This window comes from Caulobacter sp. GW821-FHT11A05 (assembly GCF_058809015.1).
In genome coordinates, this window is sequence record NZ_JBXASF010000007.1 from 19745 (window position 1) to 41072 (window position 21328).

Below are 21328 nucleotides of genomic sequence, written 5' to 3' on the forward strand. Positions count from 1 at the left end.
TCTCGGATTATCTGATCGGACGGGCGAAGGAGATCCCGGCGCGCGCGACGGAGGCCGGCGGCGTCACGCCGGGCGGGTAATTCGCGAAGTCATCCGGACACGGGTCATGCCCCGGGCTCTAACAGAGCGGGCGGGGGAGCGCCAGTGTCAGCCCTTCGCCTCAGCCTCGCCGACCAGCTTGGAGCCGATCCAGCTGGCGATGCCGATGATGATGGCGCCCCAGAAGGCGGGCCAGAAGCCGTTGACCTCCAGCCCCTTCATCAGCCAGCCGACCAGGCCCAGCATGGCCGCGTTGATGACCAGCAGGAACAGGCCGAAGGTGATGAACACCACCGGAAAGGTCAGCACCACCAGGATCGGCCGCACGATGGCGTTGGCGATGCCCAGCAGCAGGGCGGCGATGACCAGGCTGGTCCAGCCGTGCGCCTCGATGCCAGGCACCCAGGCCTGCGCGGCCCAGAAGCCGGCGACGGCGAACAGGAACTGGACCAGGAAGCGGGCCATGACGGTATCCTAATGCGCGGCCGTTACTGCGGTTGCTCAGGCGCCGACATGCTGGCCGACATCACCCCGTCCCAGGGCAGGCGGTCAATCTTCAGGCTCGGGCCCCGGGGATCCTTGGTCGCCTTGGCGTCGCCGTAGGTGGCGATGACCTGCAGCGGCCGGTCGGTGACGACGACGAACTCGCAGTCGCCGACCAGGGTCTTGGGCCCGGTCGTCCAAGGGCTTTCCTTGGTCGGGCGGCGGTCGACCCGGCCGCAGGCGCGGCCGCCGACGGTGATCACCAGGGCCTGGGCGGCGCCCTCGCCCTGGGCTGTCGAGGTGCCGCTGGCGCGGGCCATGTAGCGGCCGGCGACCATGGCGGGGATGGTGCACATCGTCTGGGTCTGGCTGATCACCCGGCAGGCGGCGGCGCCGACCTCGGGCTGGGTGTAGCCGGGGAAGGCGCGGGGCGGGCCAAGGGGCGCGGCCGGGGCCGGCGGCGGCGTCGGCGCGCCGGCCGAGGGCGCCTTGACCGGCGGGGTCTGGGCGACCGCCATCTGTCCGGAGGGGGCGGCGACCATCAGCATCGTGGCGGCGAGACCCAGGGCGAGAGATTTGATCATACGCAAACTCCTGATGGGGCGCTTAGGCCGCGTCGCGACGGTTGGTCTTGATGACGCCACGGCTTTCCATGGCCGCCTGGAGCGTATTGATCTTGTTGAAGAGATCAACGGCGCCGTCGAGGTCGAGCACCAGACGGCAGACCGGGCTGGCCGCCTTGCCGCCGGCCTCGTCGGTCGGCCGCTCGACGCAGAACTCGATGCGCAGGGTGCGGCCGTCGAAGGTCAGGCGGTGGGCCTTGTCGGCGAAGGTCTCGGCCAGGTCCGGGCGGTCGATGTAGGTCGCCTCGGCGGGCGCGGGAACGGCTTTGGGCATGGATATTCCTCGATGACGTTCGATGATCTTTGAATGAGGCGCTCTGGCGGCGCCGTTGCGAAGGGCGGAATGCAAACGGGCCGGTCTTGCGACCGGCCCGTCCGAAGTCTGGTCGACGACGGGCGACCTACCAGCGCCAGCGGATGCCGAGGCTTCCGTCAACCGACTGGTAGTCGTCCTGGAACTTCACGCCGAGGTTCAGGAAGGCCGAGAAGCGGTCGTCAGCGCCGTAGACGTTCACGGTGCCGCCGACTTCCCCGAAGCTGCCCGAGAAGTCGTCGGTCAGGGTGAAGTCCGGGCCGGCCGAGTGGAAGGTGACGTCGTTTTCACCCTCGAACTCGTTCCAGTAGCGCGCCACCAGGGCCCACTTCGAAGAGAAGGTCCCATGGTCGACATCGACGCCCAGTCGGCCGCCGAGGCTGAGGCGCAGGCTGGTCACGTCGTCGAAGTCGACGTTGGCCCCCGGCACATCCACCGCGTCGATCGACGAGGAGAGGTAGGACAGCGAACCCAGCGGCTCGAAGAAGCCGTTGCCGCCAATCGGCACCGTCCAGCCACCTTCGACCTGGAAGCCCAGGCTGTCGACCGAGCCGGTGAAGATGTTGTTTGGGGCCGGGGCCAGGGTGATCGCCTGGTGCTCGTAGTCCAGCCAGTTGGCGTTGACGATGGCGTCGATGAACAGCGGGCCCGAGACGTAGGTGCCGTAGACCCCCAGCGTCGTGCCCTCGAAAGAGGTCAGGGTGTTGGAGTTGTCGAAGTTGACGTCGCTGTCGACGAAGCCGAATTGACCACCGATGACCCAGGCCTTGCCCGAACCGCCGCCCATGTAGTCCAGGCCGCCGATCAGGCTGATGGTGTTCTGCTGGTAGGAGGTGTCGAAGTTATAGGTCACCCCGAACAGGTCGTAGCCCTGGATCCGGTCGCGCTCGGCGGCGGCGCCGCTGACCTTGACCCAGATGCCCGCGCCGCTGTCGTCGAGCGCCGGCAGCTGGGTGCGCAGGTCGGCCTGGCGTTCGAACCACATGCCCGTGGTCGTCTGCCAGATGCTGGAGACGGCGGCCCCGAAGGTGGTGAACTCGAAGGCCTCGCTGTCCGGCAGGCCCACCAGGACATGCTGTTTGTTGAGGTTCAGGGTCAGGTCGTAGAAGAACAGACCCTTATCCAGCACGCCATCCGCCGAGTTGAGGTCGGCGCGCCAGAACGACGAGGTCGGATCCAGCGAGAAGTGCGTCGCCGCCGTCGCGCCGGCCCCGGCCACGTCAACCAGGACGATGCCGGTCGGGTTGAAGGCCCCGAAGGCGTTGCCGCTGGTGTCCGTCACCTTGATCTGGGTGCTGCCGGCCGTGCTGCCGCCGGTCAGGCTGAGGCAGTCGGCGGCGGCCAGGACCGCGCAGCTGGTCTGCACCACGGCGCCGAGGTTGGCGTCCATCACCAGGCGGCTGGAGCCCGAACCGGTGAAGGTCGTGCCCGAGGCCAGGATGCGGTCGTTGATCTGGCCGTCCGAGAGGGCGGTCAGGTCCACGCCGGCGCTACCGAAGACGATACGGCCGCTGTTGTTGAGCGCTTCCAGGTTGGTGATGGTCAGGGTGGAGGTGGTCAGCGCCGGCTCGCCGACCACCAGAAGGCCGGTGTTGGTGAAGGTGTCGACCCCGGCTCCGAAGTCGAAGCTGGTGTCGTTGTGGCCGGGCAGGCCGCCGACGGTGCCGGCGTTGGTGAAGATCGCCCCGGTGTTGTTCAGGACGTCGGCCCCAGGCGAGAAGACGGAGGCGCCGACGGTGTGCCAGCTGGTCAGCGAGCTGTTGTTGAACACCACATTGCCGGTCAGGCCGCTGAACCGCACCACGCCGTTGATGCGGCCGGCGTTGTTGACAATGACGCTGCCGCCGACGCCGCGGATGGCCAGATCGTTGTAGCCGCCGACGGTGTTGTCGGTCGAACGGACGATCGAGCCCGCGCCGACGTTGAAGGTGGTCGTGCCGCCCGCCGCGTTGTTGAGATCGACGACCCAGCTGGTCCCACCGGCGCCGGCGCCGACGATGGTCGAGCCCGTGCCGGTGTTGACGGTCACCGCGCCGCCGCCCGAACCGGTGCGGATGGCGCTGCCGTTGACGTCCTGAATGGTCCGGCCGTTGGCGATCAGGACGTTGACCGCGCCCGTGCCGGTGGTCGCGGCGTTGATAGCCGCCAAGCCGGCGCCGGTGGCGGTGACGTTCTGGTTGACGTTCAGGGTGCTGACGCCCGCGCCGCCGTTGGCGGTCAGGATGCCGTTGGCGCCGCCGCTGACGGTGGCGTTGTTGGTGACGATCAGCGTCGCGCCGGTGGTGCCGGCCTGGATGCCGTCAGCGCCGCCAACGACCGCGGCGCCGGTGACGATGGTCACCGCGCCGCCGACCGAGGTGGCGTTGATGCCGTCGCCGGCCGTGCCCGTGACCGCGGCGGCGGTGTCGACGGTGATCACTCCGGCGCCGGAGGCCGTGGCCAGGATGCCGGTGTCGGCGCCGGTCACCGTACCCAAGGTGTCGATGTCGATGAAGCCCGTCGTGTTGGAAGCTTCGATGCCGTCGTCGCCGCCGATGACCGTGGCGCCCGTGCCGATGGTCACCGTGCCGCCGACCGTGGAGGCGTTGATGCCGTCGCCGGCCGTGCCGGTGACCGCCGACGCCGCGGTGGTGTTGACGGTGATCACCCCGGCGCCGGAGGCCGTGGCCAGGATGCCGACATCGGCGCCGGTGACGGTGGCGGCCGTGTCGATGTCGATGAAGCCGGTGGTGCTGGAGGCGTCGATGCCGTCGTCACTGCCGTTCAACGTGCCGCCCGCCACCGTGAAGATGGTCGAGTTGCCCGTCGTCGCGCTGGAGAAGATGGCGTCGCCGCCGGTCGCCGTCACCGTCCCGCTGGTGCCGACGCTGATCGTGCCGCTGGTGTTGGTGGCGATGATGCCGGCCCCGGCGCTGTTGATGGCCGCGTTGTTGGCCACCTGCGCCGTACCGCCGAGGGTGTTGACCCAGATACCGGCGCCGCCGGCCCCGGTGACGGTGATCGGGCTGGTCGCGGTCGTGAAGGCGAACACGTTGCCCGTGCTGGTGGAGTTGGCGCGGATGCCGGTGTTCCCGGCCCAGATGCCGCCGCCGGTCGACTGGATGTTGATGCTGGCCCCGCCGTTGGCCGAGCCGATGATGCCGTTGGAGGTCACCGCGTCACCCGCCGAGCCGATGGCGCCGCTGTTCACGACGACGATCTGACCGGCGGCGTTGCTGTCGAGGCCGACGATGCCCGAGAAGGCCGAGCCGCCGATGGCGCCTGAGTTGGTGATCGAGATGCCGCCGCTGCCGACCTGCACACCGAGGATGCCGTAACCGCCCAGCCCGCCGGTGTTGGCGTTGATGGCCGAGCTGTTGATGACCTGCACCAGCTGGGTGTTGGCGGCGTTGCTGGCGCCGGCGGCGATGCCGTCGAAACCGGCCGTGATCGTGCCGCCGCTGGTGCTCACCAGGACAAAGCCGTCGGTCCCGGTGTTCGCGGCGGTGACGCCGTTGCCCTGGACGCTGGTGATCGAGGCGGTGGAGAAGACCGAGGTGTCGCCCGTGCCGGTGTTGAGGGCGCTGATGCCGGCGCCGGCGACGGCGCCGATGAAGGCGCCGCTGTTGACCACGACGTTGCCGTCGACGGCCTCGGCGCTGATCCCCGTGTCGCTGGAGAAGATCTGGGCCGTGGAGACCACGGTGACGGTCCCGGCCCCGCCGCTCTCGGCGAAGATGCCGGCCGCGTCGAGGGTTCCGTTGTTGACCGCGATGGCGGTCGCCGACTGGATCAGGATGTTGCCCGAGGTCGAGATCGCCCCGATGCCGGCCGAACCCGGGAAGTTGCCGGTCAGGTCGACGCTGTCGAGGCCGAGGATGTCGATGGTCCCCGTGCCGGTGGTGATGAAGATGTCGCCGCCGACGCTGTTGGCGCCGACACCGACGGCGTTGTTGCCGGTCATGGTCAGGTTGAGACCATCGCCGATGTCGATGTCGATGCCGCCGGTCGCGCCGGTAGCCACGGCGATGACGCCGCCACCGCCGTCGGCGTCGCCCGCCGCGCCGTCGTCGACGGTGATGCTGGCGCCCGTGCCGATGGTGATCTCGACGGACTCATCACCCACCGCGTCGTCGGCCGCCTGGCCGCTTTCGGCGTAGACGCCGTAGGCGATGTTGTCGGCGTCGGTGTTGCCGACCACGATGATGACGTTGTTGCCGATGGTGACGGTGGCGTCATTGGCCGCCGAGGAGGTGTAGGAGCCGTAGTCGTCCGGATCGATGGTGACGCCGGCCCCGATGACCGTGGTCGCCGTGCCGAGGCCGGTGTTGATGGACCGCGTGCCGGCGACGCCGGCGGTGATCGAGGAGCCGTCGCCGACGGTGACCGTCACGCCATCGGCGTTGGCCGCGTTGAAGATGCCGCCACCGACCCCGGTCGTGCCGCTGACCATCACGCCCTGGAAGGAGACGTCGACCGCGCCGGCCGTGTTGCCGCTGACGCCGGCGACGCCGGCCCCGAAGGCGCCGGCGCCGTCGGTGTAGATGTTGTTGACCGCCACGACGGTGACCGTGCCGGTCCCGCCGGTGCTCAGGCCGAGGATGCCGCCAGACGCGGTCGGGTCGCCCGGCGTACCGATGTTGCCGGTGTAGCCGACGATGACCTGGCCGCCGGCCGTGGCCTGGGCCAGGATGCCGTAGCCGTCGGAGGCGTCGATGCTGGCCGAGCCGAACACGGCGGCCGCGCCGCCGCCGGTGGACAAGGCCGTGACGCCGTTGCCGCCGGTCGAGACGATCGTGCCGGCGGTGATCGCCTGGGCGACGCCGTTGACGGTGGTGACGGTGATGCCGTCGCCGGCCGTGCCGGTGACGTTGTTGCTGAAGACCAGGGCGACGCCCGAGGTCGACGTCGCCGAGATGCCGGTCGTGCCGGTGATGCCGGCGCCGGCATCACTGACGAGCGCCACGCCGCTCGTGGCGCTGGCGGTCGCGCCGATGCCGCCGGTGGCGCTGATCGTCGCGCCCGCTTCGTTGACGATCTGGGCGATGCCGGTGGTCGTCGTCGCCTGCGCGCCGTCGCCGCCGGTGGCGACCAGGGCGCCGGCGTTGTCGATGAAGGCGACGCCGGTCGAGCTGTCGGCGTTGGCGCCGTCGCCGGCCGTGCCGGTGACCGTCGCGCCGGCCTGGACGGTGATGGACGCCACGCCGCCGCCGGTGCTGACCGCCGTGATGCCGGTCGCGCCGGTGACGTTGGCGCTGGTGTTGAGGTCGACAGTTCCGGCGCCGCTGCCGGCGATGCCGGTCGCGGCGGCGGTGATCACCGCGCCGTTGTTGACGTCGACGCCGCCGTCGCTGGTGGCGACGATGCCGTTGCCGCCGGCCCCGATGGTCCCGCCGGTGGTCACGGTGACCAGGCCGGTGTTGCTGACGGCGTTGATGCCGTCGCCGCCGCTGCTGCTCGCCGAGCCACCGGTGTTGATGGTGAGCGTGCCGGTGTCGGTGGTGGCGCTGATCGCCGGGCCGGCGCCGATGTTGTTGACCGAAGCCGAACCCGTCACCAGGACGTTGCCCGAGCCGAGCGCGAAGGCGCCGACGCCGCCGTCCACAACCGTGCCGCCGAGCGAAATGGTCGCGTCGCCGGAACCGGTGGTGGTGGCCACGGCGCCGTAGCCGGCCCCGGTGGCTTCCACGCTGCTGGCGCCGCCCAGGTTGACCGTGGCCGTGCCCGTACCCGTGCCGGTGACGCTGACGCCGGTCGCGCCGGTGACGTCGCCGTTGATGTTGGCCACACCGGCGCCGCCGGTGGTGACCTGCACGCCGATGTCGGTGGCGGTCACCGAGCCGCTGATGTTGATGTTCACCGAGCCGCTGAGGCTGATGGCGTCAACGCCATCGTCGCCGGCCGTCACCACGCCGCTGCTGAACACGGTGATCGGACCGCTGTTGCTGAACAGGTTGAAGCCGTCGGCGTCGGTGCTGCTGACATCGCCCGTCAGGTTGATGAACAGCAGGCCGGTATCCGTCGAGGCCGCGACCGCCGAGAAGAGGTTGAGCATCGAGACGTTGCCGTCGCCGTTGATATCCACAGTGCCGGCGCCGACGGCGAAAGCCCCGATGCCGCCGTCGGTGACATCGCCGCCCACGGTGACGATGGCGTTGCCGCCGCCGGTGGCGTTGGCGAGGGCCCCGAACAGGAAGGGGTCGGTGGCGTTGATGGTGGCGCCGGTCTGGACCAGGGCGAAGGCCGTTCCGGACCCGTTGGTGATGGCCGCGATGCCGCCGCCGCCGTTCAGGGCGCCGTTGGCGATGACGGTGGCGTTGCCGTTGTTGCTGGTGCCGATGGCGCCGTAGCCGACCGAGCTGGTGTCGTTGACGGTGATGGTGACCGCGCCGTTGGCGGTGACATCGACGCCGGCCCCGGTGACGCCGGTGACCAGGCCGTCGGAAGTAACCGTCACGTCGGTGGCGCCGGTCGTGCCGTCGACGACGACACCGTCGTCGCCGGTGACGTCGGAGACGTTGACGGTAACCACGCCAGTGCCGTTGGAGACGATGGAGACGCCGGCGGCGCCCGTGCCGGTGATCGCGGTCCCGAAGGCGTTGAGGGTGTAGTCGGCGTCGCCGACCTGGCCCGCGACGCCGATGCCGGCCGTGCCGGTAACGTCGCCGTTCAGGGTGACGACGGTGGTCCCGGCGGTGCCGGAGTTGGTGACGATGCCGGCCATGCCGCTGACGTCGCCATTGGTGGTGACCGTGACATTGCCGCCGGTCGAGGTGGCGCTGATGCCTTGAGCGCCCGTGACGTTGACCGCGCCGGTCGTCACATCGACGCCGCCGGCGCCGTTGGCGAACACGCCGATGCCGGCGCCCGAGAGCAGACCGGTGGCGAACACGGTGGAGGTGCCGCCGCCGGTGGAGATGGCCCGCACGGCGGTGCCGGAGGCGGTGACGGTGGTCTCATTGGTCAGGTTGACGAGGACGTCGCCACTGCCGACGGCGTTGATGCCGAAGCCGGCCACGGCGTTGACCGAGCCTTCGTTCATCCGCACCTGCACCACGCCCGCGGTGTTGGTGGCGTTGATGCCGCGGCCGGAGCCGATGGCCGGCCCGGGGCCGCCGTCGACGCCGACGTCGGTCGAGCGCAGGTCGACGAGGACCGCCGGGCCCTGGCCCTGGATGTCGATGGCGTAGCCGAGGGGATTGACGATCGTCGGGTCGCCGGCGCCGACCACATTGGTCGTCGCCCGCACGGTCAGGCGCTCGCCGGCGTTGCCGGTGATGGCGATGCCGTTGGTGACGGTGACGCCGTCTTCGAGGTTGAGGGTCAGGTCGCCGTTGGTCGTCGTCGTGTAGTCGACCGCCACATAGGCCCCGGCGCAGACGAAGATGTCGTCGGCTCCGGCGTTGGTCGAGGGGTCGCCACATTCGTCAGCGGCCATGGCCACCCCTGGCGCGATGGCCAGGCTGGAAAGGCCCACGACGCCGGCCAACAGGCTGGCGGCGACCAGCGAGGAGCTGGCCAGCAGGGATACGCGACGACGGTTACGGATGGAAACGGACATATGGGCAGCCCCCTCAGGTTGCTTATTTTCTTGGCAGGCGCGCGGGCGCACGCCGCCAAATTTGGAAACATCGTTCGGCGAACCTAGGCGAGGGCGTGGCCAACGTCCATCGGGAAATTTCGTGTCGTCTGCCTTGTTTGGGGGGCAAATCGCTCTAGACGCGAACATTGTTCGATTTGATGACCCATCTTGAGTAATGCCATTCGCGCCAACGTGTTATGACGCTTTTACGTCAGGGTCGCATGGCCCAGAATGAGGATACAGGCGGTCGATGACGGGTTTGCGCGGATGGCGGTCGGAACTGGTCTGGACCTTGGGCGATCCGGCCTCAAATGCGGCGGCTTTGCGGCATTTTCCAGATGGTCTGCTGCTTGTCGAGGCAGGCCGGATCATTCAGGCCGGGGCCTGGGACGACCTGGCCCCGACCCTGCCGCAGGACGTGCCGATCGAGGCCCTGCCCGGCCGCATCCTCACCCCCGGCTTCGTCGACGGCCACATCCATTTTCCGCAGCTGGACATGATCGCCTCGCCCGGCGGGGCCCTGCTCGATTGGCTGGAGCGCTACACCTTCCCGGCCGAGCGGGCCTTCGCCGATCCCGGCCACGCGCGCGAGGCGGCGGGACGCTTCCTCAACACCCTGCTGGCCAACGGCACGACCACGGCCATGGTCTTCGGCTCGGTGCATGCCGCTTCGGTCGAGGCGCTGTTCGAGGACGCGCTGGCCCGCGACATGCGGCTGATCGCCGGCAAATGCCTGATGGACCGGGGACCGGAGGGCCTGCGCGACACCGCGCAGGGCGGGGCGGAAGAGACGCAGGCGCTGATTCGGGCCTGGCGCGGCCGCGGGCGGCTGGGCTACGCGGTGACGCCGAGGTTCGCGCTTGGCAGTTCGCCCGAGCAGCTGACCCTGGCCGGGCGGCTGGTGGCCGACAACCCCGACGTCTGGATGCAGACCCACCTGTCGGAGAACGCCGCCGAGATCGAGGCCACCCGCCAGGCCTTCCCCGAGGCCGCCGACTATCTGGACGTCTACGACCGCTTCGGCCTGGTCACCGACCGCTCGCTGTTCGCCCACGCCATCCATCTGGACGACCGGGCCCTGACCCGCATGGGCCAGGCGAAATGCGCCTGCGCCTTCTGCCCGACCTCCAACCTGTTCCTCGGCAGCGGCCTGTTCGACCTGGAACGCACCCGGGGCTTCGGGGTGAAGGTGGCGCTGGGCACCGACATCGGGGCGGGGACCAGCTGGAGCCTGCTGACCACGGCGGCCGAGGCCTGGAAGGTCGGCCAGCTGAAGGGGACGACGCTCGACCCCCTGACCGCCCTCTATCTGGCCGGCCGGGGCGGGGCCGAGGCGCTGGGCCTTCAGGACCGCATCGGCGCCTTCGAGCCGGGGATGGAGGCCGACTTCGTGGTGCTGGACCCGGGCGGCGTTCCGGGGCTGGGCCGCCGGACGGCGGGGGCGAGCAGCCTGGCCGAGCGATTGTTCGCCCTGATGGTGCTGGGCGACGACCGGACGGTCGAGCGGACCTATCTGGCGGGCGAACTTGCGCACCAGCGCGGGTGATGGGGACTGGTTCGGCGCGAAGCGGCGTACCTGTCCCCAAGGGCAATTTGTGGTTAAACAATCATAACGATCCGGCAATTCAGTAAACGTTCGCTAACCATCCCGTGCGACCAAACACGGTATACGGACCTTTACTGTATATCTTGAGCATATCCTAAGCCCCCACCCGTAACCCTGTCTGTCAGTTCGGGGAGTCCGCGACCGCGGGACCCCAGGGGTAACGCGGGGACGTCAAAATGCGTGTCGCCACTATAGTCAGCCTGGGGGCATCGGCCCTGCTGGGCGTCGGAGCGCTGGTCGTCGCCAAGACCTGGCTGCCCGATGGGACCGGACAGGGCAAGGCGGCGGCCTCCGTCGCCCCCGTCCAGAACCTTATTCCGGTGGTCGCGGCCAAGGCCGACATCCCGTTCGGGGTGAAGCTGACCTCCAAGGACCTGATGATCATCAAGCTGCCCAAGGACGCGGTCCCGGACGGCACCTATTCGACCATCGACGCGGTCACCGCGCTGGACAACGGCGGCCCGGTCACCCTGGCCCGCTTCTCGGCCCGCGAACCGCTGCTGCCCGCCAAGCTGTCGGGCGGCGGCGTCAAGGCCAATGTCGCCGCCGTCATCGGCGAGGGCATGCGCGCCTACACCATCAAGGTCACCGACGTCTCGGGCGGCGGCGGCCATGTCACCCCCGGCGACCGGGTCGACGTGCTGGTCGCCATGGAGCCCAGCGACGACGTCAAGGTCGAGGGGGCCGGCGGCAAGGGCGGGGCGGTCAGCGGCGCGGTGCTGCAGAACGTCAAGGTTCTGGGCATGGACCTGATCGCCGACCCGGCCAACGTCGACAAGTTCATCCCCAAGACCGCCACCCTGGAAGTGTCCCTGGAGGACGCCGCCAAGCTGGCCGTCGCCGCCCAGGTCGGCGAGCTGTCCCTGGCCCTGCGCCGCACCGGCTCGGTCGAGCTGGCCCAGGCCGCGCCGGTGCGCACCCTGACCTGGACCTCCGGGGGCCTGGCCCCCGCCCCGGTCGGCGCCGCCAAGCCCGCCCGCCGCGCCGTCGGCCCCCGTCGCCCCGCCGCCGCGCGGGCCCCTGAACAACACACCCTGACCGTGGTCCAGGGCTCCGAACGGGTGACCGTCCAGGTGCCCACCGATCGCCTGGGAGGCTTCTAAGATGCGCGTTCTGTTGCTGACCGCCGGCGCCTGCCTGGCTTGCTTTTCCGTTTCCTTGGGGGCCGCGGCGCCCGCCTTCGCCCAGGCCCCGGCCCAGGCCAAGAAGGGGACGCCCGTCGTCGCCCCCAACATCGCGGCCGCCGTGCTGCCCGACGTCGATTTCCCGACCTTCACGGCCGACGCGGCCCCCAGCCGCTCGATCACCGTCGCCAAGGACAAGTCGACGGCCTTCCGCCTGAGCGGTTCGGCCGGCCAGATCGTCGTCGCCCAGCCCGACATCGCCGAGATCGTCGCCAACACCGACCGCAGCCTCTACATCCGCGGCAAGACCCTCGGCGCGACCAACATCCTGGTCTACGACACCAACAAGCGGCTGGTCGAAGTCATCGACGTCAAGGTCGGCCACGACCTGTCCGGCATCCAGTCCGACATGACCGCCGCCCTGCCGGGCGAGCCGATCAAGGTGTCGAACCTGGCCGGCGGGCTGATGCTGACCGGCGAGGTGTCGACCAGCTCGGTCGCCGCCCGCGCCAAGACCATCGCCGAACGCTACGCCCCCGGCGGCGTCAGCTCGACCCTGACCGTCGAGGCGGCCCAGCAGGTGATGCTGGAGGTCCGCATCCTGGAGGCCAGCCGCGACAGCCTGAAGGACTTCGGCGTCAACCTGGCCGTGGCCAACAACAGCGGCATCGTCTTTGGTTCGGGGTTGGGCCTGATCGGCAACAACCCGGCCCAGGGCACGCTCGGCATCTCGACCAACGTCGGCCCGACCACCATCGACGTCACCCTCAGGGCGCTGGAGGAGAAGGGCATCATCCGCACCCTGGCGCGGCCGAACCTGGCGGCGATCAGCGGCGAGGAAGCCACCTTCCTGGCCGGCGGCGAGTTCCCCTATCCGGTGCCGGCCGGGGTCGGCGAGGTGACCATCGAGTTCAAGCCGTTCGGGGTGAACCTGAAGTTCACCCCGACCGTCCAGGACAGCGGCCTGATCCGCCTGAAGGTGGCCCCCGAGGTCAGCGCCCTGGATCCGACCAACGCCCTGCGGATCGGAACCTACGAGCTGCCGGCCCTGACCGTGCGCCGCGCCTCGACGACCATCGAACTGCGCGACGGGGAAAGCTTCGCCATCGCCGGCATGTTCCAGCAGGACTACGTCAACGCCGTGCGCCAGCTGCCCTGGCTGGGCGACATCCCGGTGCTGGGGACGCTGTTCAAGTCCGGCCGCTGGAAAAGGTCCGAGACCGAGCTCTTGATCCTGGTCACGCCGCGGCTGACCACGGCGGCCGGCAGCCGGGCCCTGACCCCCAACCCAATGATCGCCGGCTCCGAGCCGACCGCCATCGACGTCATCTTCCAGAGCATGGTCATGGACAAGCCGATGACCGCTCCCGTCGGCCAGACCCCGCCCGGCCTGCCGTCCGTCAACTAGAGGAAGCTTAAGACCATGAGTTTCGCCGACCGCCGCGTTCTGGCTATCGGGCCCGGTCTGGCCGAGGCCTGCCGGGCCGCCTTCGAGGGCGCGCGCCTGGAGGTCGTCGCCGCCGACATGCTGCCGCCCGGCTGGCCGCCCGGTCATGAGCCGGAGCTGGTGGTGCTGGACGGCTCGGCCGATCCCGTGGCCCTGGCCGAGGCCATCGCCCTCTTGGCCCGCCTGCCCTTCCCGCCGGCCGCGATTCTGGCCGGCGACCAGCTGCCGGCCGGGCTGATGCGGGCCCTGCTGCGCCTGCCGCGCGCCGACATCGTCGAGGCCCCGTTCGCGCCCCGCGACCTGGGCGAGGCGGCGATGCTGCTGCTCAAGCCCACCGAGATCGCCCAGCCGGCGGCGCATGTGCAGACCGGCCGCTGCTGGACCGTCACCGGCGCCGTCGGCGGGGCCGGCGCGACCACCCTCTGCGTCGAGCTGGCCGCCGCCCTGGCCGAGCGGGCCCAGGGCAAGAAGCGGGTGGTGCTGATCGACCTCAACCTCGCAGACGGGGCCAGCGCCGCCTACCTGGGCGCGGCCGCCAACATGATGCTGGGCCGCGCCAGCCAGGAGCCGGAGCGGATCGACGCCGCTCTCTTGGAGGTGTTCGCCAGCCCGGCCCCCGGCGGCTTCGACCTGATCGCCCAGACCCGCGATCCGCACGGCTTCGAGAACGTCTCGGCCGAGGCGGTGGTGCGGGTGTTGGAAGTGGCCTGCCAGGTCTATGACTTCGTCATCGTCGATGCGCCGCGTCATCGCCGGTCCTGGACCATGGACGTCATGGCCGGCTCGGACGCCCTGCTGGTGGTCAGTGAGCTGACGGTGCCGGCCCTGCTGGCCGCCCGCAGCCTGGTCAGCGAGTTCGAGGCCGACCTGCCGGAGGGTCCGGGCCCGCGCATCATCCTCAATCGCCTGGCCAAGCGGGTGTTCGGTCCCGCCCCCTCGACCTCGGAGGCCGAAAAGGCCCTGGGCCGCAAGGCCGACGGCGGCCTGACCAGCGACTGGGAAGCCGCCGCCGCCTCGGTCAACCTGGGCGGTCCGATCCGCAGCCACCGGCCCAAGAGCCGCATCGCCAAGGACGTCGACGACATCGTCGACCGCCTGCTGGCCGCCGCGCCGCACCCGGCCCATGCGCCCGGTCACGCCGGGAGGGCTGCCTGATGGCCCGCTTCTCCCTGCGCCGCGCGCCGGTCGCCGAGCCGGTCTTCGAAGGGGTTGCGACCACCATCGTCGCGGTCGCCGAGACCCCGCCGCCGTCCAGCGTCGACAACGACATGCTCGACATGCGGCTGAGGCTGCACGCCCGGCTGATCGAGGAGATCGATCTGGGCAAACTCGGCGAGCTCGACGAGGGCGAGATGCGCCGCCAGGTGCGCAAGCTGGTCGGCGAGTTCGCCAAAGATGGCCGCTTGGCGCTGAACACCGTCGAGCTGGACCAGCTGGGCGCCGAGGTGTTCGACGAGATGGTCGGCCTTGGTCCCATCGAGCCGCTGCTCAAGGACGAGTCGATCAACGACATCCTGATCAACGGCCCCAACCAGGTCTATATCGAGCGGCGCGGCGAGCTGGTGCTGACCCCGATCCGCTTCCGCGACAACGACCACCTGCTGCGCATCGTCAACCGCATCGTCGCCGCCGTCGGCCGGCGGATCGATGAGTCGAGCCCGATGGTCGACGCCCGCCTGGCCGACGGCAGCCGGGTCAACGCCGCCATCTATCCGATCACGGTGGACGGCGCGGCTGTGTCGATCCGCAAATTCTCCAAGAAGCCGCTGAGCCTGGAACGGCTGGTCGGGGTCGGGGCCATGCCGGCCTGTGTCGCCGAGTTCCTGCACGGGGCGGTCAAGGCGCGGGTCTCCACCGTCATCAGCGGCGGCACCGGCTCGGGCAAGACCACCCTGCTGAACGCCTTCTCGGCCGCCATCAGCGAGGGCGAGCGCCTGATCACCATCGAGGACGCCTGCGAACTGCAGCTGCAGCAGCCGCATGTGGTGCGGATGGAGACCCGGCCGCCGAACATCGAGGGCAAGGGCGAGATCCGCCAGCGCGAACTGGTCAAGAACGCCCTGCGGATGCGGCCCGACCGGGTCATCCTGGGGGAAGTCCGGGGCGAGGAAGCCTTCGACATGCTGCAGGCCATGAACACCGGCCACGAAGGCTCGATGGCCACCATCCACGCCAACACCCCCCGCGACGCCATCACCCGTCTGGAGCAGATGGTGGCCATGGGCGGTCTGAGCCTGACGCCGGAAAGCATCCGCGGGCAGATCGCCAGCGCCGTGGGGATGATCGTCCAGGTCATGCGTCTGTCGGACGGCAAGCGGAAGGTGATGAGCGTCTCGGAAATCACCGGCATGGAGGGCCAGGTGGTCCAGATGCAGGAGATCTTCGGCTTCCACCGCACCGGCACCGACGCCGACGGCCATGTGCAGGGCGAGTTCAGGGCCACCGGCCTGCGCCCCAAATGCCTCGACGAGATGAACCGCCGGGGCATCCACTACGACACCGCCAACTTCGATCCCCAAAGACCCTTGTGATGGGGCCGCCCTAGATGCCCAGCTTCACCTTCGATCCCAAATGGGCCGTGCTGATCATGGTCTTCGCGGCGGTGTTCACCGGCGTGCAGGCGATCACCGGCCTGGCGCGGGTCGGCGTCGCCCGGCGCAAGGTCAACAAGCGGCTGGCCACCGTCGAGAAGACCGGCAGCCTGGAACAGCTGGTCGGGGAACTGCGCAAACAGCGGGGACTGACGGCTGACGGCGAGGTGGCCCGCGGCATGGGCTGGTTCAACGACCTGGTCATCCGCTCGGGCGTCAATGTGCAGCTGAAGAAGCACCTGCCGATGGTGCTGCTGGGCGCGGCCCTGGTCAGCGCCGTGGTCTTCATGTGGACGCGCAACTGGATGATCGCGGCCGGGGCCGGGCCGGCGCTGGGGATCATCGTTCCGGTCTTCTTCCTGAAGTTCAAGGCCGGGGCCCGGGCCAAGGCCATCGGCCTGCAGCTGCCCAACGCCCTGGAAGTCATCATCCGCAGCCTGGAGGCCGGCCACCCGGTGCCGACGGCCATCGCCCTGGTCGGCCGCGAGATGCCCGATCCGCTTGGCAGCGAGTTCGGCATGGCCGGCGACGAGATCGCCTATGGCGCCACCCTGCAGCAGGCCATCGGCCGCATCGCCGACCGTTGCCGCCACCCCGACGTCGACCTGTTCGCCGCCACCATCCGCCTGCAGGAGAAGAGCGGCGGCAACCTGACCGGCCTGCTCAAGATGAACGCCAAGGCCGTGCGCGAGCGCCACAAGATGCGGCTGAAGATCAAGGCCGCCTCCTCGGAAGGGCGGGCCAGCGCCATCATCCTGACCGCGGCGCCGTTCGGGGTGCTGGGCATTCTTACGTTCGCCAGCCCGCACTTCTACGGCGACGTCATCGGCGAGCGGCCGGTGCAGATCGGCCTCTGTATCCTGGGCGGATGGATGTTCCTGGGGAACATGGTCATGCGCAAGATGATCGACATGAGGATCTGACATGGACCCCGTGCTCTTCCAGCAGATCCTGACCTATGCGGCGGCCGGGCTGATCGCCATGAGCGTCGGCGGCGGCGGCATGATGCTGCTGCGTGAGGCCCGCAGCGGGGCCAAGCGCCGCCAGCGGCTGGCCGGCGACACGGTCGCCAGCCGCCCCGGCCAGGCCAAGTCCGACAGCGGCGTCATGCGCGGCGTCAAGCGGCTGGGCGAGAAGATGGCCATCCAGGACCCGGCCCAGCTCAGCAACATCCGCGCCAAGCTGATCCAGGCCGGCTGGTACAACCGCGAGGCCGTGGCCATCTACCTGGGCGCCCGCGGGGCCAGCCTGATCGTCGCCACCGTCGCCACCCTGTTCACCGTCCCCTGGGCGCTGAGCGGCATCGGCGGGCCGGCGGCCATCGCCGCGGCGGGCGTCTTCGCCGTGGCGGCCATCCTCGGCCCCGACCAGGTGGTCAAGGGCCGGCGGAAGAAGATGGAACTCGAGTACATGGAGGGGTTTCCCGACATGCTCGACCTGCTGGTCGCCTCGGTCGAGGCCGGCCTCTCCCTCGACGCCGCCGTCAACCGGGTGGCCGAGGAGATGGGCCGCCGCTATCCCAACCTGGCCGCCCACCTGCGGTTCCTGACCCTGGAGCTGCGGGCCGGCAAGGCGCGCCGGGAAGCCTGGGGCGCCTTCGCCGAACGGCTGGGCATCGAGGAGGCCCGGTCCCTGGCCACCATGCTGCGCCAGGCCGAGGAGATGGGCACCAGCCTGGGCGAGACCCTGGCCGTCTTCTCCGACGACATGCGGTCCAAAAGGATGCTGCGGGCCGAGGAGAAGGCCATGGCCCTGCCGGCCAAGCTGATGGTCCCGCTCATCCTGTTCATCTTCCCCTGCCTGCTCGGCGTGCTGATCCTGCCGGCGGCGTATCGGATCAGCCAGTCGATGGTCGGTGGGGGGTAGTCCTACGGAGTTGCGGGGACACCAGACTTATCTCGCCCCCGCTCGTTGGCGCAGTTTCGGGGACACTATACTTAATTCCGTTGGCCTTGCTTGTGCAGCCAGCGGTGTGGCCGGAATTAAGTATAGTGTCCCCGAAACTCGGTCCCCGCCGGTTGCCTGAGATAAGTCTGGTGTCCCCGTAACTCCTGCGGCTTCAGGCCTTGGCCAACGCGCTCTTCCGCCGTCCGTAGAGCAGGTAGACCACCACGCCGATGCCGTTCCAGATGAAGAAGCCCCAGATGGCGGTGTTGGGCAGGGTCGTGAACAGGTAGAGGCAGCCGAGCACGCCGAAGACGCCGACCACCGGCCAGAGCGGGGTCTTGAAGATGCGCTTCAGCTGCGGCGCCTTGACCCGCAGGATCATCATGCAGACCAGCACGGCCACGAAGGCGGCCAGGGTGCCGGCATTGGCCAGGGCGGCGATCTCGCCCAGCGGCAGGAAGCCGGCCAAGAGGGCGGCCAGGACGCCGGTGATCAGGGTGACGAAACTGGGGGCGCCGCGCTTGGAGACCTTGGCCAGTCCGACCGGCAGCAGACCGTCGCGGGCCATGACGAAGAAGATGCGGCTCTGGCCGTACATGAAGGCCATGATCACCGTCGGCAGGGCGATGACGGCGGCGGCGGCGACCAGCTTGGCGGCCCCGGCGTGGCCCAGCTGCTCCATGACATAGACCAGCGGCGCGTCGGCCTTGGCGAACAGGTCGGGCAGGACGGCGCCGATCGCGGCGGCGGCGACCAGCATGTAGATGGCCGTGCAGGCGATCATCGAGCCGACGATGCCGATGGTCAGGTTCTTTTCCGGATTCTTGGTCTCTTCGGCGGCGGTCGACACCGCGTCGAAGCCGTAGAAGGCGAAGAAGATGATCGAGGCCGCCGCCATCACCCCGACCTTGGTCCCGTCGGCGTTGACGCCCGAGAAGCCGAACGGGCTGAAGGGGGTGAAGTGGCTGGCGTCGAAGGCCGGCAAAGCCAGAAAGACGAACAGGCCCAGCGCCGCCAGCTTCACGGCGACCAGGATCATGTTGACCGTGGCGCTCTCCTTGGTGCCGACCAGCAGCAGGCCGGCGACGAGGAGGGCGATCAGGGCGGCCAGCAGGTTGAAGCCGCCGCTGAAGACGAGGTGGCCGCTCTCCAGCGCGAAGGTCGAGGCCATCCATTTGGGGTCGACGGGGATGGTGACGAACTCGGCCGCGTGGCCGGCCCAGCCGGCGGCGACGGCGCCGCAGACGACGGTGTATTCGAGGATCAGGCTCCAGCCGACGATCCAGGCCAGGCCCTCGCCGAGCACCGAGTAGCTGTAGGTATAGGCGCTGCCGGCGGCCGGCATCATGGTGGCCATCTCGGCATAGGCGAGAGCCGCACAGGCGCAGACGGCCCCGGCGATGGCGAAGCTGAGCATGACGCCCGGCCCGGCCAGCCCGGCTCCGACCCCGATCAGGGTGTAGATACCGGTGCCGACGATGGCCCCGACGCCGAGCGCGATCAGGTGCGGCCAGCCCAAGGTGGCCTTGAGCTTGTGATGCTCGGCGACGAACCCGCCGTCCATGGGCTTGCGACGCGTCAGGAAACTCATGCGGATTCTCCCCGGAATTGGCGCGAGGATGGGGGTGTTTTGCCCGCCCTGAAAAGTCCCTTCTCCCGCTCGTCGGGAGAAGGTGGCGGCGTAGCCGCCGGATGAGGGCAGCGCCGGCCCCGGATAGCTGGGCGCGTTCTGGCGCGTTCGGCGCTGTCGCCAACCTTCACCTTCCGCTCTGCCCTCATCCGACCCGCTTCGCGGGCCACCTTCTCCCGACCAGCGGGAGAAGGGATTGCGTGGGCAAATCGGCCGGTCCAACCTCGCCGCCGCATCATCGGAGAGACCCCGCCATGTGGAAGGCCCTGAGCGCCGCCGCCCTGATCGTCCTCGTTCCCATGGCCGCCGCGGCCCAGGCGCCGGACTCGAAGGCCAGGCTGGACGCCATCGTCGCCGACTACCAGGCCTGGTCCGACCGCGAGAACCCGATCGGGGCCGGGGCCAACGGCGATCGCGAGGCGCTGGGCAAACTGCCGGACGTCACCCTGGCGGCCGACCAGCGGCGGGCCAGGGACCTGGCCGGCTTCGAGGCGCGGCTGAAGGAGATTCCCGAAGGCGGCCTGTCGGAGAACGACGCCCTCAACCGCGCCATCCTGATCCGGGTGGTCGACGACGACATCGCCTCGATCAAATTCGACCAGAGCCGCTTCGCCTTCTCCAGCGACGACACCTGGGAAGGCAACCTCAGCTACCTGGCCGACAGCGCCCCGATGAGCAGCAAGGCCGACGCCGAGGCCTGGCTGAGCCGACTGGCCGGCGTGCCCAAGCTGTGGGCCGACAGCACCGACAACGCCCGCCGGGGCATCAAGACCGGCTGGGTGCAGCCGCGCTACATCGCCGAACGGGTGCTGGGCGAGGCGAGAGCCAACGTCGCCAAGCCGGTCACCGAGGCCGACCCGCTGGTGCGGGTGTTCGACAAGCTGCCGGCCAGCGTCACCCCGGCCGAGAAGGCCGCCTTCAAGGCCCGCGGCGTCGCCCTGCTGACGGAGAAGATCACCCCGGCCCGGGCCGCCTTCGTCACCTTCCTGGAGAAGGAATACATCCCGGCCACCAAGCCCGAGATCGGCGTTGGCCGGCTGAAGGGCGGCAAGATCTATTACGCCTGGCTGGCCCGCCACTACACGACCACCAACATGACGCCCGAGGAGATCCATGCGCTGGGCGTCGCCGAAGTGGCGCGCATCCGGGCCGAGATGGACACCGTCATGGCCCAGACCGGGTTCAAGGGGACCTTTCCCGAGTTCCTCGCCTTCCTGCGCAGCGACAAGCGGTTCGTCGCCGAGTCGCGGCAGGACCTGATGGAGAAGGCCTCGGAGATCGCCAAGCGCATCGACGACCGCCTGCCGGCCTTCTTCGGGACCCTGCCCCGCCTGCCCTACGGCGTGCGCGAGGTGCCTCGGGAGATCGAGGACAACTACACGACCGGCCGCTACTTCCCCGGCAGCCCGCAGCTGGGCGTGGCCGGCGGCTATATGGTCAACACCGGCAAGCTGGACCAGCGGGGCCTGTACGAACTGCCGGCCCTGACCCTGCATGAAGCGGTCCCCGGCCACCATCTGCAGATCGCCCTGAGCCAGGAGCTGCCGGAGGTCCCGGCCTTCCGCCGCGACGCCGACATGACCGCCTTCGTCGAGGGCTGGGGGCTGTATTCCGAGCGGCTGGGCGTCGAGATGGGCATCTATCGCGACCCCTATGAGCAGTTCGGCCGGCTGTCCTACGAGATGTGGCGCGCCTGCAGGCTGGTCGCCGACACCGGCATGCACTACCTCGGCTGGGACCTGGAGAAGGCCCGCGCCTGCTTCACCGACAACAGCGCCCTGTCGGCCCACAACATCGACGCCGAACTGGCGCGGTATGTGAGCTGGCCCGGCCAGGCCCTGGCCTACAAGATCGGCGAGCGGACCCTGGTGAAGGTGCGGGCCAAGGCCGAGACGGAACTGGGCGAGACGTTCGACGTCCGCCGCTTCCACGACGCGGTGCTGCTGGCAGGACCGCTGCCGATGGACCTGCTGGAAGCGCGGATCGACCGGTGGATCGCGAGTGAGAAGGCGCGTTAGCCTCTT

At 69.6% G+C, this 21328-nt stretch carries 13 protein-coding genes; 8 read left to right on the top strand and 5 right to left on the bottom strand.

Annotated elements, in window-relative coordinates; translation table 11 throughout:
- Nucleotides 1–147 precede the first annotated feature (147 nt).
- From AC1RSK_RS11505 to AC1RSK_RS11520, 4 genes are all read right to left on the bottom strand, one after another.
- The gene (locus AC1RSK_RS11505; RefSeq protein WP_492907673.1) at nucleotides 148–504 is read right to left on the bottom strand and encodes a phage holin family protein; all 357 of its coding nucleotides are present in this window, start codon (nucleotides 502–504) and stop codon (nucleotides 148–150) included.
- Between the two features lie 23 nt (nucleotides 505–527).
- The gene (locus tag AC1RSK_RS11510; RefSeq protein ID WP_492907674.1) at nucleotides 528–1106 is read right to left on the bottom strand and encodes a hypothetical protein; all 579 of its coding nucleotides are present in this window, start codon (nucleotides 1104–1106) and stop codon (nucleotides 528–530) included.
- Nucleotides 1107–1128: 22 nt separating this feature from the next.
- Entirely contained in the window at nucleotides 1129–1419 is a 291-nt protein-coding gene (locus AC1RSK_RS11515; protein WP_492907675.1) for a hypothetical protein, read from the bottom strand.
- Nucleotides 1420–1546: 127 nt separating this feature from the next.
- A complete protein-coding gene (locus AC1RSK_RS11520; protein ID WP_492907676.1) occupies nucleotides 1547–8998 on the bottom strand; it encodes a hypothetical protein in 7452 nt (2483 codons plus the stop codon).
- Nucleotides 8999–9269: 271 nt separating this feature from the next.
- On the opposite strand from AC1RSK_RS11520, the gene guaD reads away from it, so the two are divergent.
- From guaD to AC1RSK_RS11555, 7 genes are all read left to right on the top strand, one after another.
- A complete protein-coding gene (gene guaD, locus AC1RSK_RS11525; protein WP_492907677.1) occupies nucleotides 9270–10565 on the top strand; it encodes a guanine deaminase in 1296 nt (431 codons plus the stop codon).
- 236 nt (nucleotides 10566–10801) lie between these two features.
- Nucleotides 10802–11728: a Flp pilus assembly protein CpaB gene (gene cpaB, locus AC1RSK_RS11530; protein ID WP_492907678.1), complete on the top strand. Its 927-nt coding sequence runs from the start codon at nucleotides 10802–10804 to the stop codon at nucleotides 11726–11728.
- A 1-nt stretch (nucleotide 11729) separates the two neighbouring features.
- Nucleotides 11730–13157, top strand: coding sequence for a type II and III secretion system protein family protein (locus AC1RSK_RS11535; protein WP_492907679.1), 1428 nt, complete (start codon nucleotides 11730–11732; stop codon nucleotides 13155–13157).
- 15 nt (nucleotides 13158–13172) lie between these two features.
- Nucleotides 13173–14351 carry a CpaE/TadZ family protein gene (locus tag AC1RSK_RS11540; RefSeq protein ID WP_492907680.1) on the top strand — a complete coding sequence of 393 codons (1179 nt, stop codon included), beginning with the start codon at nucleotides 13173–13175 and terminating at the stop codon, nucleotides 14349–14351.
- The gene (locus AC1RSK_RS11545; RefSeq protein ID WP_492907682.1) at nucleotides 14351–15727 is read left to right on the top strand and encodes a TadA family conjugal transfer-associated ATPase; all 1377 of its coding nucleotides are present in this window, start codon (nucleotides 14351–14353) and stop codon (nucleotides 15725–15727) included. The genes AC1RSK_RS11540 and AC1RSK_RS11545 overlap by 1 nt, the downstream gene beginning before the upstream one ends.
- A 14-nt stretch (nucleotides 15728–15741) precedes the next feature.
- Nucleotides 15742–16710, top strand: coding sequence for a type II secretion system F family protein (locus AC1RSK_RS11550; RefSeq protein WP_492907683.1), 969 nt, complete (start codon nucleotides 15742–15744; stop codon nucleotides 16708–16710).
- Nucleotide 16711: 1 nt separating this feature from the next.
- Nucleotides 16712–17653 (top strand): type II secretion system F family protein, encoded by a 942-nt coding sequence (locus AC1RSK_RS11555; protein ID WP_492907684.1) that lies wholly within the window; start codon nucleotides 16712–16714, stop codon nucleotides 17651–17653.
- Between the two features lie 193 nt (nucleotides 17654–17846).
- Here the strand turns inward: AC1RSK_RS11555 and AC1RSK_RS11560 are convergent, their stop codons facing one another.
- On the bottom strand, nucleotides 17847–19265 hold the full coding sequence (locus AC1RSK_RS11560; protein WP_492907685.1) for an amino acid permease: 1419 nt from the start codon (nucleotides 19263–19265) through the stop codon (nucleotides 17847–17849).
- Nucleotides 19266–19558: 293 nt separating this feature from the next.
- Between AC1RSK_RS11560 and AC1RSK_RS11565 the strand changes: the two genes are divergently transcribed.
- Complete coding sequence (locus AC1RSK_RS11565) at nucleotides 19559–21322, top strand: DUF885 domain-containing protein (RefSeq protein WP_492907686.1); 1764 nt, start codon at nucleotides 19559–19561, stop codon at nucleotides 21320–21322.
- The last annotated feature ends 6 nt before the right edge of the window (nucleotides 21323–21328 follow it).

Excerpts from the sequence above, each read along its gene's own strand:
- AC1RSK_RS11515 (WP_492907675.1), bottom strand. The coding sequence starts at position 1,419 with ATGCCCAAAGCCGTTCCCGCGCCCGCCGAGGCGACCTACATCGACCGC.
- cpaB (WP_492907678.1), top strand. The coding sequence starts at position 10,802 with ATGCGTGTCGCCACTATAGTCAGCCTGGGGGCATCGGCCCTGCTGGGC.
- AC1RSK_RS11565 (WP_492907686.1), top strand. The coding sequence starts at position 19,559 with ATGTGGAAGGCCCTGAGCGCCGCCGCCCTGATCGTCCTCGTTCCCATG.
- AC1RSK_RS11520 (WP_492907676.1), bottom strand. The coding sequence starts at position 8,998 with ATGTCCGTTTCCATCCGTAACCGTCGTCGCGTATCCCTGCTGGCCAGC.
- AC1RSK_RS11510 (WP_492907674.1), bottom strand. The coding sequence starts at position 1,106 with ATGATCAAATCTCTCGCCCTGGGTCTCGCCGCCACGATGCTGATGGTC.
- AC1RSK_RS11555 (WP_492907684.1), top strand. The coding sequence starts at position 16,712 with ATGGACCCCGTGCTCTTCCAGCAGATCCTGACCTATGCGGCGGCCGGG.
- AC1RSK_RS11545 (WP_492907682.1), top strand. The coding sequence starts at position 14,351 with ATGGCCCGCTTCTCCCTGCGCCGCGCGCCGGTCGCCGAGCCGGTCTTC.
- guaD (WP_492907677.1), top strand. The coding sequence starts at position 9,270 with ATGACGGGTTTGCGCGGATGGCGGTCGGAACTGGTCTGGACCTTGGGC.
- AC1RSK_RS11535 (WP_492907679.1), top strand. The coding sequence starts at position 11,730 with ATGCGCGTTCTGTTGCTGACCGCCGGCGCCTGCCTGGCTTGCTTTTCC.
- AC1RSK_RS11505 (WP_492907673.1), bottom strand. The coding sequence starts at position 504 with ATGGCCCGCTTCCTGGTCCAGTTCCTGTTCGCCGTCGCCGGCTTCTGG.
- AC1RSK_RS11560 (WP_492907685.1), bottom strand. The coding sequence starts at position 19,265 with ATGAGTTTCCTGACGCGTCGCAAGCCCATGGACGGCGGGTTCGTCGCC.
- AC1RSK_RS11540 (WP_492907680.1), top strand. The coding sequence starts at position 13,173 with ATGAGTTTCGCCGACCGCCGCGTTCTGGCTATCGGGCCCGGTCTGGCC.
- AC1RSK_RS11550 (WP_492907683.1), top strand. The coding sequence starts at position 15,742 with ATGCCCAGCTTCACCTTCGATCCCAAATGGGCCGTGCTGATCATGGTC.